Here is a 13873-nt window from a genome sequence, read left to right on the forward strand (position 1 = left end):
CCAGGCGCAGTTGGCCCTTGCGACCCAGAAGAACGCGGGGTTTTCGATAGACGACACGAAACTGCATAACGGCTATTGTTTCGCGAATCGTATCGACATCTACACGTGGTGATTAATGGCAACCCCGTCATGACGTCGCGCGCTATACGCGAACCTGGCGTATGAGTAAAGACTGACCTGATTGCCAATGATGGTGTAGGCGGTTAGCTCCTGCAGGTTCTCAGCCGAGGGGGCAGGTCTTGCAATCATGTGTTGGCTGACTATGGTTGGTTGCAAGACCTGACCTTGCCCCCCCTCGCCCACGACGCGGCCCCGGGCCGCCGCACCACCGAGCTGCGCCTAGAGCTGGAGCGGCGTCCGCCCAGGCGATCGTCGGCACCGATCCGGCGCTCCAGTGGGTTGCTCGATTTGGATCTCGCGGGCGAACACCGTGCCAGAATATGGCTTTCCGGGACGCAGTGCGAGGACACAATGCCGATGCCCCGGTCTCTCTGCTGGCGGACGGCACCAGCGCCTCCGCCATCCCGCTGGCGGCGATGCAGAGCGCCCACGACTTCATATGGATGCTGGAAGACACCACCGACTTCATCGGCGGGCACATCGTCGCCGCCATCGAGCGCTATAGGATAACTCGTTTTCCACAGCCCCCCCACATCGCCTGGCTGGGTCAATGGCTGCCGCGCGACGATAAGCTCTTGACGCGCCGCGAGGTTGACGGCTTGTTGGCGGCCGAACTGGTGGTCGAGGAGAAACTCGACGGTACCAACCTGGGTCTGTCACTGGGTCCGGACGGCGAGTTGCGCGCACAGAATTGGGGTCAGTACTTGATTCATCCACTGACGGGTCAGTTTTCCCGTCTCGCTCCCTGGCTGGCGGCCCATCGTTTCAGACTCAGCGATGCACTCAATGCCAATCTGATGCTCTTCGGCGCGTGCTGTGCAGCGCGGCATTCACTGGACTATGCCGGGCTGCCTGACTGATTCCTATTGTTCGATGTCTATCACCGCGGAAAAGAGCGGTTCTGGAGCACACCCCGCCGTGATGCGCTGGCATCCTCGTTGGGGCTAGCCCTGGTGCCAACGCTCGAACACCGGCGCTTTACTCTGCCGCGCTCAAGCACCTGCTCGCCACCCGACCCAGCCGCTACCGCCAAGGGCCAATCGAGGGGATCGTGATCCGTCGGGATTCGGCCGATTGGTGCGAGGCGCGGGCCAAACTGGTGCAGGCCAATTTTGCTCAGGGCATGGTGGATCATTGGCGGCGCCGTGCGATTCATGAATCCACCCCCAACCTCGCACGGCACGCAAAGCGCGGCCAATGGGCGTTGGCAATGGCAGCCCCGAAGAGTACGCGCCTAGCCCCGAGCGCCACAGGCCGCCGCGCGGGCCAGCCGTGCCGCGGCGGACGCCATGTGCCCGAATAGCCGCTGATAGAGTGCGCAGTGGGGGTCCTTCTCGAAGAGGGTCCCATGCACCGAAAAGGCCCGTACCGGACAGCCGCCGTGGCACAGGGCCAGGAAATCGCAGTCGATGCAGTCGCGCGCGACCAAGGCCATCGGGCGCTGGTGGAAACGCTCACGCACCGGACTCGCGGCCAACATAGCGCTTAGGCTGTCACACTCAAAGATGTTGCCGAACCAATAGTCGGGGTAGCTCGCCACCCAGCAATCGCACTGGGCAACGTTGCCGCGCGGGTCGATGCAGAGGATGTGGTTGGCGCAGTCGTCGGTCCAGATGCATGGCAGCACCCTGGGGGTGCCGCTGAAATAGGCCAGCAGTTCGTTGAATGGGTCCAGACGCACCCCCTGCTGGTATCCGCGCGCCAGCCAGACCTCGGCCAACTCGATAAAGAAGCGCCCGAGTGTGTCGCTCGCCAACGGCATCAGTCCCTTGGCCGTGTTCGACTCGCCGCCGGGGAATGGGGTGTTGACCTGGAAGCTACGGATCCCGAGTTCATCGACGAACTGGTGATAGAAACCCTCGGCGCCAAGCGCCAAGGTGGCGGCGTTCGGCACCGCAATGACACCCACCTCAATGCCCGCCGCGCGCGCCAGACGCACCCGCTCCAGCCATACCGCATTGAAGTCGCCGGCATCACGACCGCGCCGACGGCGATAGAGGTTGGGATAGTCCAGCGAGGTGCTGACACAATTGCCGAACATCTCGCGGATCACCGGGTCCCAGCGCGCGCTGTAGCCGATCATATTGGTCTGCAAGCCATGGGTCACACCCCGCCCGCGCTGATCGGCCGCCTCGCCAATGAGCGTGTAGGCGCGGGCGAACCAGGAGGGCGGCAGGGTCATGACCTCGCCGCCCTGCCAGTGGATCAGCAGCCCGGAGATGTCCTTTTCGACTAGATGATCCAATACCTTATCGATCAGGACCTGGAGTCGCGCAAGGCTTAACCGATCGTTGGTCTTGTCCTCAAAACAGTAGTCACAGTCGGCATTGCACTGGAGGGTCGGCAGCAGGATGAGCGAAAAGACGCGGGCGCCCATGGCCGCTCAACCCCCGGTTGCGGCATAGTCGGCCAAGCCCTGGCGCAATTCATCCGCCGCCGCGCGCAGCCCGGCAAACAGCGCCTTCACGCCGGCACAGTCATAGTCGGTCTGGGGCCATTTGAAGTAGCCACCGCAGGGCCTGAGGTAAGGGCAGCCGCGGCACTCGGCCCCGTCGGCAACCAGGGTATCGCACCAAGTGGTGACTGACGCCGGCCCCTGGTCGGGTGACACTGTTCCCTGGTCGTCCAGGATGCGGATCTCGTCCGGGTCTTGCTCCAGGAGCGACCAAAGGCCGAGCGGGGAGTCGTTCAGGAACCCGAGCAACACCGAGTGAAAGGGCTCCACCGGCCGGGCCACCGTGGTGTTATGCAGATAACCGTCGAGAGCCTGCAGGGCCTCAGTGACACCGTCGGGCGTCGGCTGATGGCCGAGCAGTCGGACCGAGAACCCAAGCGAGACGGCCAACTTGACGGCCCGGGCCAGACCGGGCATCAAGGGTATCGTCACCCGCACCGGGTGGCGGTCAATCAAGCCGGTGCAGCGGTAGAGTAAGGGGAGTTCGGTCGCCGGGTCGGCCATGACCAAATCCAGCGCCAGACCGTCGCCCCAATCCGCGAGCGGCGCCAGGTCCTGGGTCAGGTCCGTGACCTGCAGGAACGCCACCTCCGCCGGGACCTCAGGTCCAAGCAGTTGCGGGGCCTCGCCAGGGTCGGCGGTCCGCAGAGCCACCGGGCGTCCTGGAAAGGCGCGAAACAGGGCGACGGGGATATTGAAAAGGACTAAGTCCGGATGGTCCCCGGGAGGGATCGCTGTCTGGTTGGTCATGCTTAACTGGCTCCCCGCGGCGCCAGTGCGCGGCATTCAAGGCCGGCACCCGGGACCGCAGTCCCGGTGCCGGCCGGATGGGAATAACGCCTCGCTCAGCGCCGGTTGATCCAACCCCCGCCACCGCCGCCATGGCGGTTGGCCCAACCTCCGCCACCATGGCGGTTGACCCAGCCGCCACCACCACCGCCGTTGCGGTTAACCCAACTGCCGCCGCCATAACCGCCACCATGGCGGTTGACCCAACCGCCACCACCGCCGCCACGACGGTTAATCCAACCCGCCTCGGCATCCGATTCGGGTAAGGCCAGGCCGCCAAACACGGCCGCGCCGATCACGATCTTCGACCAGCGGCCCAGTCCGATCAGAAAGCTCCGACGACTATGCAGTTCCTCCTCCGCCGCGTACGCCGCGGGCCCCGGTTCAGTCATGGATGTGTCGCTCATTGGTGATCCTCTCAGTCTTGCGGTTTCTCGATGCTAACAGTGCGACCGGCGCCGCGCACCCGGTAACTCTTGTGGGTACACGCCGGATCATGTTCCGCTGAATCACAAAGATCGCCGGAGACGATAGCCGCTGCGCGGGCGGCGCGGCGCGTGACGCCCCCGCCCAGGGGCAGACCGACGCTACCCCTGAACCAATAGATTACGCAGGTCGATGACCGCCGCGTTGGCCCGCGAGATATAGGACGCCATCACCAGCGAGTGATTGGCCATGGGCCCGAAGCCGGTGCCGTTTAGGATCATCGGGCTCCAGATCGTGTTCTGGGTATTTTCCAGCTCACGGATGATCTGCTTGATCGACACCACTGCATTCTTGTTCTGGAGCACCGGGGCGAAGTCGATCTCCATCGCCTTGAGGCTCTGGAGCAGTGCCCAGGTATAGCCGCGCGCCTCGAAGAAATAGTCGTCGATCTTTCGCCAGGGGGTCTTGGTCCGCGACTGGGCGGGGACCGGCGTCGACTGGCGGGCGTTCGGGTCACCGGCCAAGGCGGTGTCGAGTTGGTTCTGACCCACGGCATAGGACAGTCGCTGCCCCAGACTGCCCAGTCGCTTGCTGACCACCTGCAGGTAGGCGGTCAGATTGTCGGCGCGGGCAAAGAACTGACCGTCGTACTGCTTTGCGTCTGAGAGCCGCCGCAGATAGCGCTGCAGCCACGCAACACCGCTGCGGTACTCAGACTCAGAGGAAGGGAAGATCCAGGACTCGTTGTCGTAATTGAACTTAGGCTCGGCCTGCTGGAGGTCGGGGTCTTCCACCGATTGACTCTGAGACCGCGCGAAGTCGTTGCGTAGCGCACTGGTCAGGTCGCGCAGCTCGGTCAGGGCACCGAACTCCCAGTTCGGGATATTGTCCAGGTAGACGCCGGGCGGGGCGATGTCGTTGCTCAGATAGCCGCCGGGCTTGTCCAGCAGGGTCGCGGCGATCCCGATGGCCGTGGCCGTGGTCACGGCGCCGGTCACCAACTTGGCCGGGTCGTTGCCGACCAGCTTCAGGGCGTTTTCCCGCACGTCGAACGGGCCTGGCGAGCGCGACCACAGGACCCCCAGGATCACCACCACCACCAGATAAGTGATCAGAAAAAGCCCCGCAGTCCACCACAGGCCCTTCTCTTTCCAGGTGCGGGGGTGATACATCGTCACCAGCTTGGCGACGGACTCGGCCAACCGCGGCAGTCGCGCTGACAATGGCTCGTTCATAGGGGCTCCTCTCTTTAAGGTCAGTGCATTACCGAAGGGATGCAGTGGCACGCCCGGCGCGGTTGGCGACACGGCTGCCGCCGGCGCCAGCCGGGGCGCACTCGCGCAACAGTATATGCAATCGCGGGTGCGCCGCCGCAATGTCAGGGCGCGGGAGGTACCTTCTCGCTCACCGCTTGCCCGACGGTCCCGGCATAAAACACCGCCAGCTTGACCGGCACAGTGCCGACATTGCGTCCGTTGTGCACGGTGTTGACCACTTCCGCGAGTGCCTGGCCTGCCTCCAGATGGTTCACCAAACCGGCTTCCGTCGTGACCTCCAGGGTGCCCTGTAACACGAAGGCAAAGGACGGGACCGGGTGCCGATGCCAGCCGGTTTCCCCTCCCGGGGCGATCTCAATCTGCAGCGCGGTAACTTGCGCCGGCCCGGACGGATAGGCCAGCGGCGCGCCGTTCCAAGTGGTCGTGGTCTTCAGCAAGGGGGTCACCTGCACCGTCGTGCTCGCATCCAGCGCCGCCGCGCCCCGCACGCCGAGCACCAACGCCAACGCGACGATCGCCGATTGCATCTTCATGTCGTTTGCCTCTCCCATTGAAACAGGACAACAACGCAACTTGACCCGCCGCTGGCAACGACGGGGTCAGCCATAGACGGCAAGCATAGCCGGTCGGCGGCGGCTGCGCAGGACGACGCGCAGCAAAATGGGTATGATGACCACACTGCGTGGTCTTTGCGACGGCACCGCGGACGCCAGCCACCTACCAGGGCGGCACCAACGCTCGCCCCTTGCCTGCCGCCACGCGCCCTGTCGCCCCGCCCGCCGGACCTCAGATGCCTTCGACCGACCCGACCCTGCCGCCTGCATCCTATGTCACGGGCGCACTTTGGGGGCTGTTCGCCATTTCGATCTGGGTGGGCTGGATCCTGTTGACCCGCTTCGGCGTGACCACCTCACTCTCACCCTTCGATATCACGGCACTGCGGTTCGGCTGTGCCGGTGCGCTGCTATTGCCGATCGTCATCCGCCAAGGGTTCGCGGTGCGCCAGGTCGGCCTGCCGCTCTTGGCGGTGATCTGTGCGGGCGCCGGGGTGCCCTATGTACTCATCGCCTCCGGTGGACTGCAATTTGCGCCGGCCGCCCACGCCGGTGCACTGATCCCCGGCACCATGCCCCTGTGGACCGCGGCGCTCGCGATGCTCTTTCTGCACGAACCGATTTCGGAGTCGCGTCGGGTCGGGCTGCTGTTGATTCCGGTCGGCATTGTGATCTTCGTCGGCGCCGGTCTGACCGACTTCGCCGCGGGCTGGTGGCGCGGCCACCTGCTGTTTCTCCTGGCGGCCCTGTGTTGGGCCAGCTTCACGGTGGCCATGCGCCGCGCCGGAGCCAAGGGTTTCACGGCATTACACGCCGCCGCCGTCGTCTCAGTCGTGTCCGCGGCCTGGTATTTGCCGGTCTACGCACTGTGGCTGCCGCACCGCCTGGCCGCCGCACCCTGGAGCGCACTCATCATCCAGACTGTCTATCAGGGCGTGTTCGTGGCGATCGTTTCGCTGTATGCCTACACCAGGGCGGTCGGCATTCTGGGGGCCTCGTTGGGCGCCAGCTTCGCCTCACTGGTCCCGGTGCTGGCGATGCTGGCGGCGATACCGCTGCTCGGTGAAACGCCCAAACCGGTCGATTACATCGGAATTGCGGCGGTCACCTTAGGTGTTTTTTTGTCCAGCGGCGCCTATCAGGCAATGGCTAGGCGGCGCTGAGACGGGACGCCGCCCGCAGCGCACCTGGTTTGCCTAGCCCGGGCCAACACCCGATAATAATCGGTTTGCCAGGCGCTGAGGTGTCCGGGGTTGCGGCCGCGGACGCCTAACCGCGCGTTTGCGCGGTTGTCTGGCCGTCGCCGGACACCCAGTTGCCGGATCAATCAGGCCGAAAGGTCCCGTCGAGGAAGACTGCATGCAGCAAGCAAGCGAATCCACACCCGAGTCCAGGCCCAGTGATGCACCCTGCTGCGCGCCGGGCATCGCCGACGTGCAGGCGAGTGCGGACACCCGCCGTATCGCCATCGACCGGGTCGGAATCAAGGATATCCGCCACCCGGTGCGGGTGCGCGACCGCGGCGGCCTGGAGCAGCACACGGTGGCCAACTTCAACATGTACGTGTACCTGCCCCACAATTTCAAGGGCACGCACATGTCACGCTTCGTGCAAATCTTAAACAGCCATGAGCGCGAACTGAGCGTGGATGCCTTCACAGAGATGCTCAAGGAGATGTCCGCCCGGCTGGAGTCCGCGGCCGGCCATATCGAGATGCGCTTCCCCTTTTTCGTGAACAAGCGCGCGCCAGTGACCGGTGTCGAGAGCCTACTGGACTACGAGGTGACCTTCATCGGCGAGATCCGCGACGGCGTCCCGACCCTGGAGATCAAGGTAGTGGTGCCGGTGACGAGCCTCTGCCCCTGCTCCAAAGAGATCTCCGCCTACGGCGCCCACAACCAGCGCTCGCATGTGACGGTGCAGGTGCGCACCCGCGGCTTCATCTGGATCGAGGACATCATCGAGCTGGTGGAGCGCGAGGCCTCATCCGAGCTCTATGGGCTATTGAAACGCCCGGACGAGAAATTCGTCACCGAGCACGCCTATGACAACCCCAAGTTCGTGGAAGACATGGTGCGCGACGTGGCCACCCGCCTCAATGCCGATGAGCGGGTGGCGGCCTATGTGGTGGAGTCCGAGAACTTCGAGTCGATCCACAACCATTCCGCCTATGCACTGATCGAGCGCGACAAAGAGGCGGAGGCGCGGATCGCGGAGGCGTCGCTCTAAGCATTGCAATCCGGGTGACTTCGTCGCGCCTGGGGGCCGCGCCTACCGCCGCAGCAGCGGTCCCCAGGCCGCGACGGGTGGTCGCAAGGCGTTGGGCCTGCCGCCGGAAAGCCAAGCCATGGAGGGCTTGGGCGGGACCGCTGTCACGCGACCACCCATCGCCTACCCCGCCAGAGGCAAGAATAAGACCAGACCATTATCGTTGGTCATTGGTGCTGCTCGCTTTTTCTGACGCGTAAAGGTTGCCAAGCGCGCTCAACCCTGATGTAAACGGGGGCGTTCAGGTCCCCGCGCCGGGTTGGACGGCCTAAGCCGCTGCACCATCCGTCGCTGACCCGGTGCCATTGGCAGTGCCGAGCCCATCAAGACCGGCTGGCCGGGACCACTGCAAACAATAGATGTAGCACGCAGCCAACGACACGCGCAGCGAGGGGGATGAGTCATGTCCGTCCGATCTGTTTGGCACCGTTCTATGCAGGGCACCCGATACGCCGGAGCCATCGGCTTCTGTTCGATCATGGTCCTTTGCCTGACGCTTGGCGGCGCCCTGGTGCGGACGGAATTCGCTCGCGGTGGCCGCAACACCGGCGGTGACCGAGCAGGCGCTGCGCGATCGGGTCTCGATCGCTGGGTGGGTGCAGGTGCGGGTGGACCTGAACGCACCGGCAGGCGCCGCGGTGCCCCCCCTGCCGGCCGACTGGGACCAGGCGGCGCAGGACCTGTTGCTCGGATTGACCGCCGGGTCCTACGACTCGCCGCTGCATGTGCCGGGCGAGGCCAGCCTTACGGTGCGGGTCAATGCCACTGCGCTGAACCAGCTGCTGACCTCGCCTCTGGTGGCGGCGGTTGCCGCGGGGGGCAATGCGGATATGCGGCGGTTGGCTGCTGGGAACGTACATAGCCTGTTTATCGACGCCACTGGCGACCTGTGGGCCTGGGGGGATAATTGGTATGGCCAGCTCGGCGATAATACGACCACAAACCGCGAAAGTCCGGTTCATGTGCTAACCGACGTCGCGGCCGTGGCGGCCGGGACTTTCCACTCCCTGGCCATCAAGACCGACGGCAGCCTGTGGGCCTGGGGCAATAACGCGAATGGCGAACTCGGTCACGACACTGGGATCAATAGTCTAGTTCCGGTCCAGATTATGACCGGGGTTGTGGCCGTGGCGGCCGGACATAATCACACGCTGGCAATCAAGAGTGATGGTAGCCTGTGGGCGTGGGGATCGAATACATGTGGCAAGCTTGGTATCGCCACGAGTACGGGGCTACCCGCCCAGGTCATGACCGGGGTTGCGGCCGTGGCGGGCGGAGCGCCATACACGCTGGCAGTCAAGACCGATGGCAGCCTGTGGGCCTGGGGGTGCAACTTGGCTGGCTCGCTCGGAGACGGCACGACTACGGATAGTCTGATTCCGATCAAGGTCCTGACCGGAGTTGCGAACGTGACGTCTGGGGGGGGCGACAGCTTCGCCGTTATGACAGACGGTAAACTGTTGGCCTGGGGGGCGAATAACTCAGGCCAGGTCGGTGACGGTACGATCACGACTAGCCCGAATCCGATCGAGGTCCTAACCGGAGTCGTGGCCGCAACCGGAGGAAAACAAGATCATACCCTGGCCCTGAAGACCGACGGCAGTCTGTGGGCTTGGGGGTCCAACGCGGTTGGCCAACTTGGCGTTGGTGCCTTCGACAATGGGATCCACCCGACCACCCCGGTCCAGGTAATGACCGGGATCGCGGCTATGGCGGCTGGGGGGTTCCACAGCCTTGCCTTGACGACAGACGGTCAACTCTTGGCCTGGGGGTTTAATCCCGGAGGTCAGCTCGGTGACGGTACGACGATCGATCGTTCGAGTCCGGGGGGCGTCCGCAGATTTGGTCAACTACCCGACTTTGTGGTCGCCAGTGTCTTACTGACGCCTGGTAGTCCGAGTATCAACGGCACCTTCAGTGCCGATGTGACGGTGACGAACCAGGGCATGGTGGTCGGCGAGCCGGGGACACTCCAAATCTGGGCCAACGAGTCCGCGCCGCAGGGCTGCCCGGCCCTGGGCGATCAAGCCGCGACCCTGAGGCGTCTCGCGGTGGACGAGAGCCAGACCGTTACCTTTAGCCTGTCGTCGGGGGTCGGTGGCCCCAAGATGCTGCGCGCCTTCATCAACAGTGACTGCTCAGTTGCGGAGGCCGACACCACCAACAACCAGACCGTCCAGTCCTACACGGTCGTGGCCCCCGATTTCGTGGTAACCGCCGTCACCCTGACGCCGAGCAGCCCAAGCGCCAATGGCACCCTCGACGCCGCGGTGACGGTAACGAACCAAGGTATGGCCCCCGGCAATCCGGGGACACTCCGGGTCTGGGCCGACCAGACCGACGCGCAGTTCTGCGGCGCGGTGGGTGACCAATCGGCGACGCTGCCGAGCCTCGCGGTCGGCGAGAGCCAGACGATCACGGTCAGCGGTCTGCCGGCAGGTGTGGCCGGCGCCAAGACCCTGCGCGCCTTCATCGATAGCCAATGCCAGACCACGGAGAGCGACGAGACCAACAACCAGCAGGCCACCCCCTACACCGTGGTGCCGCAGGACATCGACCTGGCAGTGAGCGCGGTGGTGTTGAAACCGCGCAGCCCGGTGCCTGGCGGGACCTTCGACGTCAGTGTGACGGTGACCAACAAGGGCACGGTGGCCACCGCGTCCGGGGCGCTGCTCCAGGTCTGGGCCGACCAGTCCGCGGTGCAGGACTGTGGCGCCATCGGCGACCAATCCGCCACCCTGCCAAGCCTGGCGGCGGGTGCCAGCCAGTCCGTCACCTTTACCGGTCTGCCGGCCGGTGCGCTCGGGGCCAAGACCCTGCGCGCCTTTGTCGACAGCGCTTGTGCGACCCCGGAAACGGAGGAGGCCAACAACCAGAGCGCGACGGCCTATCACGTGTCGGCACCGGCCCCTGACTTTTCGGTGAGCGAGATCGTGGTCAATCCGCATACCGCACCGGTCAATGGCACCTTCGAGGCCAAGATCACGGTGACCAATGGGGGTACCGCGGATGGGGCGGCAGGAACCCTGCAAGTATGGGCCGATCAACCCGCGGTGCAGACCTGCGGTGCTGTCGGCGACCAGTCAGTCGCCCTGCCGACCCTGGCGGCGGGTGCCAGCCAGACCTTTACCGTCACCGGCCTGCCTGCCGGCGCGCTCGGGGTCAAGTCCCTGCGCGCCTTTGTGGACAGCGCCTGTTTGACGGCAGAGACCGACGAGACCGACAACCAGACGGTCATCGGCTATCCGGGCGGCAATGCGGATATGCGGCGGCTGGCGGCGGGTTGGGGGCAGAGTCTGTTTATCGATGCTGCCGGCGACCTGTGGGCCTGGGGGCAGGGTGTTGCGGTCGGTGACGGCACTTGGAACAATCGCTCGAATCCGGTCCGCGTCCTGACTGGGGTCGCGACCGTCGTGTCGGGAGAGGCTCATACCGTCGCTCTCAAGACCGACGGTAGTCTGTGGGCTTGGGGGGAGAACGCGCATGGTCAGCTTGGCAACGGTCAGCTTGGTGACGTCATAACCGCGAGTCAGTTGACTCCAGTCAAGATACTCACGGGAGTCGCGGCCGTGGCGGCCGGTGCCTATCACACCCTGGCCCTCACGACCGACGGCAAGCTTTGGGCCTGGGGTTGGAACTGGTGTGGCCAAGTCGGCGACGGAACGACCACGGATCAGCCGAGCCCCGTTCTCATCCTGACCGGGGTCGCGGCCATGGCGGCAGGTGCTTACCATACATTGGCCATCAGGACTGATGGCAGCCTCTGGGCCTGGGGGAATAACACCTATGGTCAGCTCGGTGGCGCCACGAACTACGACAATCAAGCGACTCCGATCCAGGTCCTGAGCGGGTTTGCGGCCGTGGCAGCCGGTAGTAATTACAGCCTGGCACTCACGCCTGATGGCAGCCTGTGGGCCTGGGGGTACAACGGGGCTGGCGCACTCGGCGATGGTTCAACCACGTATCGAGGCACTCCGGTCCAGGTTCTAAGCGGGGTTGCGGCCGTGGCGGCCGGTGCTGCTCATACCCTGGCGCTGAAGCCCGACGGCAGCCTGTGGGCATGGGGTTGGAATGCATATGGCCAACTCGGCGACGGCACGACCACGAATCGTCTGAGTCCGTTGCAGGCGCTTAGCGGGGTCGCGGCGGTAGCGGGCGGCTCTAGCGCTCACACCCTGGTCCTCACGACCGACGGTAAGCTCTGGGCTTGGGGTTCGAATGCGTATGGCCAACTCGGCGACGGCACCACCACGGATAACGCCAATCCGGGAAAGGTCCTCGGGATCGGTCAGATGCCCGACTTCGTGGTTACCGGGATTTCGTTGCCGCTCGGCAGCCCGAGTGTCAACGGTTATTTCGATGTCGATGTCACGGTCAAGAACCAGGGTACGGCGGCCGGGGAGCCGCGGACCCTCCAGGTCTGGGCCGACCAGGCGGGCGCCCAACCCTGCGGTGCGGTGGGGGATCAAACGAGCACCCTGTCGCCCCTGGCGGTGGGCGCGATCCGGACGGTCAGCTTCAGCGGCCTGTCGGCGGGTGCGGCTGGGGCCAAGACCCTGCGCGCCTTCATCAACAGCGCCTGTTCGGCTGCGGAGAGCGACACCACCAACAATCAGACCACCCAGCCCTATACGGTCGTGGCACCCGATTTCATCGTGACCGGCGTCACCCTGACTCCAGCCAGCCCAAGCGCCAACGGCACCTTCAGTGCCGCGGTGACGGTGACGAACCAGGGTACGGCTGCCGGCAATCCGGGGGCACTCCAGGTCTGGGGCGACCAGACCGGCGCGCAGTTCTGCGGCGCCGTGGGTGACCAATCGGCTGCTCTGCCGAGCCTCGCGGTTGGCGAGAGCCAGACCGTCACGGTCACCGGTCTGCCCGCAGGTGTCGCCGGCGCCAAGACCCTGCGGGCCTTCGTTGACAGCGCCTGCCAGGCGTCAGAGGCCAACGAGACTAACAATCAGTACGCCAAGGCCTATCCGGTATTCGGCCCCTCGGCGGTCGAAGAATGTCAACAGTTCGGCACCGTCCCCGTGATGCAAGGGGAATATAGTGTCCAGAACAATGTGTGGAACGCGACGACTACCCAATGTGTAAAGGTCGACCCGACGGTCGCGGGTTTCGCGGTGTCACAATCGGCGCACAATGCCACCACGGTCGCTTCTTACCCATCGATTTTTCGGGGATGCCATTGGGCCACTTGTACGACCAATAGCGGCATGCCGGTGGCGATCGGCAGGATCGCCAGGGCGCCCTTTAGCTGGAGCGTCACGCCCGCGCCCTCCGTCACCGGAAATATCGCGGCCGAGGCCTGGTTCAGTCCTCGCCAGGCACCGGATGCGCAACTCGGCTATGACGGCGGCGGCGAATTGATGATTTGGCTCGATTCCAACGGCATGGTGCCAAGCGGTACGCGGGTTGCTACGACGACCATCGGCGGCGCCACCTGGGAGGTCTGGTATGACGCACCCAACGCGGGGCGTAACTGGCAGTACATCGCCTACCGGCAGCCGCAGCGGGTGACTGCCGTCAATCTCGATCTCAATGACTTCATTAGGGATGCCTTGGCGCGCGGGTATCTGGATCGCTCCTGGTACTTGCATGATCTGGAGGCGGGCGAGGAGATCATGTCGGGTGGTGCCGGCTTCGCGACCGATGCCTTTTCATTTGTCACCACCAACCTCAACAGCTACGCCATCACCGCCAGCGCCGCGCCCGCAGCAGGCGGCGTGGCAAGCTGTACGCCCAACCCGGTGGACGAGGGCAGCACGAGCCTCTGTGCGGCCACCGCCAACCCCGGTTATGGCTTCGCCGGTTGGCGCGGGGACTGCGCGGGCCAAGCCGGAAGGACTTGCACCTTGAGCAACATCACTGCCGCGAAGGCCGTCACGGCGACTTATGTCGATATGGCGCAGGCACTGCCCGGCCGCGCCGGTTGGCGCGCAGTTGTGGGACCATGAGCGCAGGGATATGAGACCAGCTGT

The 13873-nt window shown here is 64.8% G+C and carries 9 protein-coding genes; 4 read left to right on the plus strand and 5 right to left on the minus strand.

Translation table 11 applies throughout. The features are described from left to right. The first annotated feature begins 440 nt into the window (after positions 1-440). Positions 441-980, plus strand: coding sequence for an RNA ligase family protein (locus QZY44_RS29620; protein WP_295456247.1), 540 nt, complete (start codon positions 441-443; stop codon positions 978-980). Between the two features lie 374 nt (positions 981-1354). Here the strand turns inward: QZY44_RS29620 and QZY44_RS29625 are convergent, their stop codons facing one another. The 5 genes from QZY44_RS29625 to QZY44_RS29645 all read right to left on the minus strand — a co-directional run bounded on the left by QZY44_RS29625 (position 1355) and on the right by QZY44_RS29645 (position 5600). Next, positions 1355-2497, minus strand: a complete 1143-nt coding sequence (locus QZY44_RS29625) for a radical SAM protein (protein WP_295456249.1) — start codon at positions 2495-2497, stop codon at positions 1355-1357. Positions 2498-2503: 6 nt separating this feature from the next. Next, on the minus strand, positions 2504-3325 hold the full coding sequence (locus QZY44_RS29630; RefSeq protein WP_295456250.1) for a hypothetical protein: 822 nt from the start codon (positions 3323-3325) through the stop codon (positions 2504-2506). 95 nt (positions 3326-3420) lie between these two features. Beyond that, positions 3421-3771: a hypothetical protein gene (locus QZY44_RS29635; RefSeq protein ID WP_295456252.1), complete on the minus strand. Its 351-nt coding sequence runs from the start codon at positions 3769-3771 to the stop codon at positions 3421-3423. Positions 3772-3951: 180 nt separating this feature from the next. Further along, positions 3952-5025, minus strand: a complete 1074-nt coding sequence (locus QZY44_RS29640) for a DUF2333 family protein (RefSeq protein ID WP_295456254.1) — start codon at positions 5023-5025, stop codon at positions 3952-3954. 143 nt (positions 5026-5168) lie between these two features. After that, complete coding sequence (locus QZY44_RS29645; RefSeq protein WP_295456256.1) at positions 5169-5600, minus strand: cupin domain-containing protein; 432 nt, start codon at positions 5598-5600, stop codon at positions 5169-5171. 257 nt (positions 5601-5857) lie between these two features. Between QZY44_RS29645 and QZY44_RS29650 the strand changes: the two genes are divergently transcribed. The 3 genes from QZY44_RS29650 (at position 5858) to QZY44_RS29660 (ending at position 13849) form a co-directional block, all read left to right on the plus strand. Next, a complete protein-coding gene (locus QZY44_RS29650) occupies positions 5858-6784 on the plus strand; it encodes a DMT family transporter (RefSeq protein ID WP_295456258.1) in 927 nt (308 codons plus the stop codon). A 196-nt stretch (positions 6785-6980) separates the two neighbouring features. Further along, complete coding sequence (gene folE2, locus QZY44_RS29655) at positions 6981-7850, plus strand: GTP cyclohydrolase FolE2 (RefSeq protein WP_295456260.1); 870 nt, start codon at positions 6981-6983, stop codon at positions 7848-7850. A gap of 572 nt (positions 7851-8422) precedes the next feature. Beyond that, positions 8423-13849: a CARDB domain-containing protein gene (locus QZY44_RS29660; protein WP_295456262.1), complete on the plus strand. Its 5427-nt coding sequence runs from the start codon at positions 8423-8425 to the stop codon at positions 13847-13849. Positions 13850-13873 lie beyond the last annotated feature (24 nt).

This window comes from uncultured Thiodictyon sp. (assembly GCA_903837595.1).
Taxonomy (GTDB): Bacteria; Pseudomonadota; Gammaproteobacteria; order Chromatiales; family Chromatiaceae; genus Thiodictyon.

Coding starts and splice junctions, on each gene's coding strand:
- QZY44_RS29635 (WP_295456252.1), bottom strand. CDS start 3,771: ATGAGCGACACATCCATGACTGAACCGGGGCCCGCGGCGTACGCGGCG.
- QZY44_RS29650 (WP_295456258.1), top strand. CDS start 5,858: ATGCCTTCGACCGACCCGACCCTGCCGCCTGCATCCTATGTCACGGGC.
- QZY44_RS29640 (WP_295456254.1), bottom strand. CDS start 5,025: ATGAACGAGCCATTGTCAGCGCGACTGCCGCGGTTGGCCGAGTCCGTC.
- folE2 (WP_295456260.1), top strand. CDS start 6,981: ATGCAGCAAGCAAGCGAATCCACACCCGAGTCCAGGCCCAGTGATGCA.
- QZY44_RS29625 (WP_295456249.1), bottom strand. CDS start 2,497: ATGGGCGCCCGCGTCTTTTCGCTCATCCTGCTGCCGACCCTCCAGTGC.
- QZY44_RS29620 (WP_295456247.1), top strand. CDS start 441: ATGGCTTTCCGGGACGCAGTGCGAGGACACAATGCCGATGCCCCGGTC.
- QZY44_RS29630 (WP_295456250.1), bottom strand. CDS start 3,325: ATGACCAACCAGACAGCGATCCCTCCCGGGGACCATCCGGACTTAGTC.
- QZY44_RS29645 (WP_295456256.1), bottom strand. CDS start 5,600: ATGAAGATGCAATCGGCGATCGTCGCGTTGGCGTTGGTGCTCGGCGTG.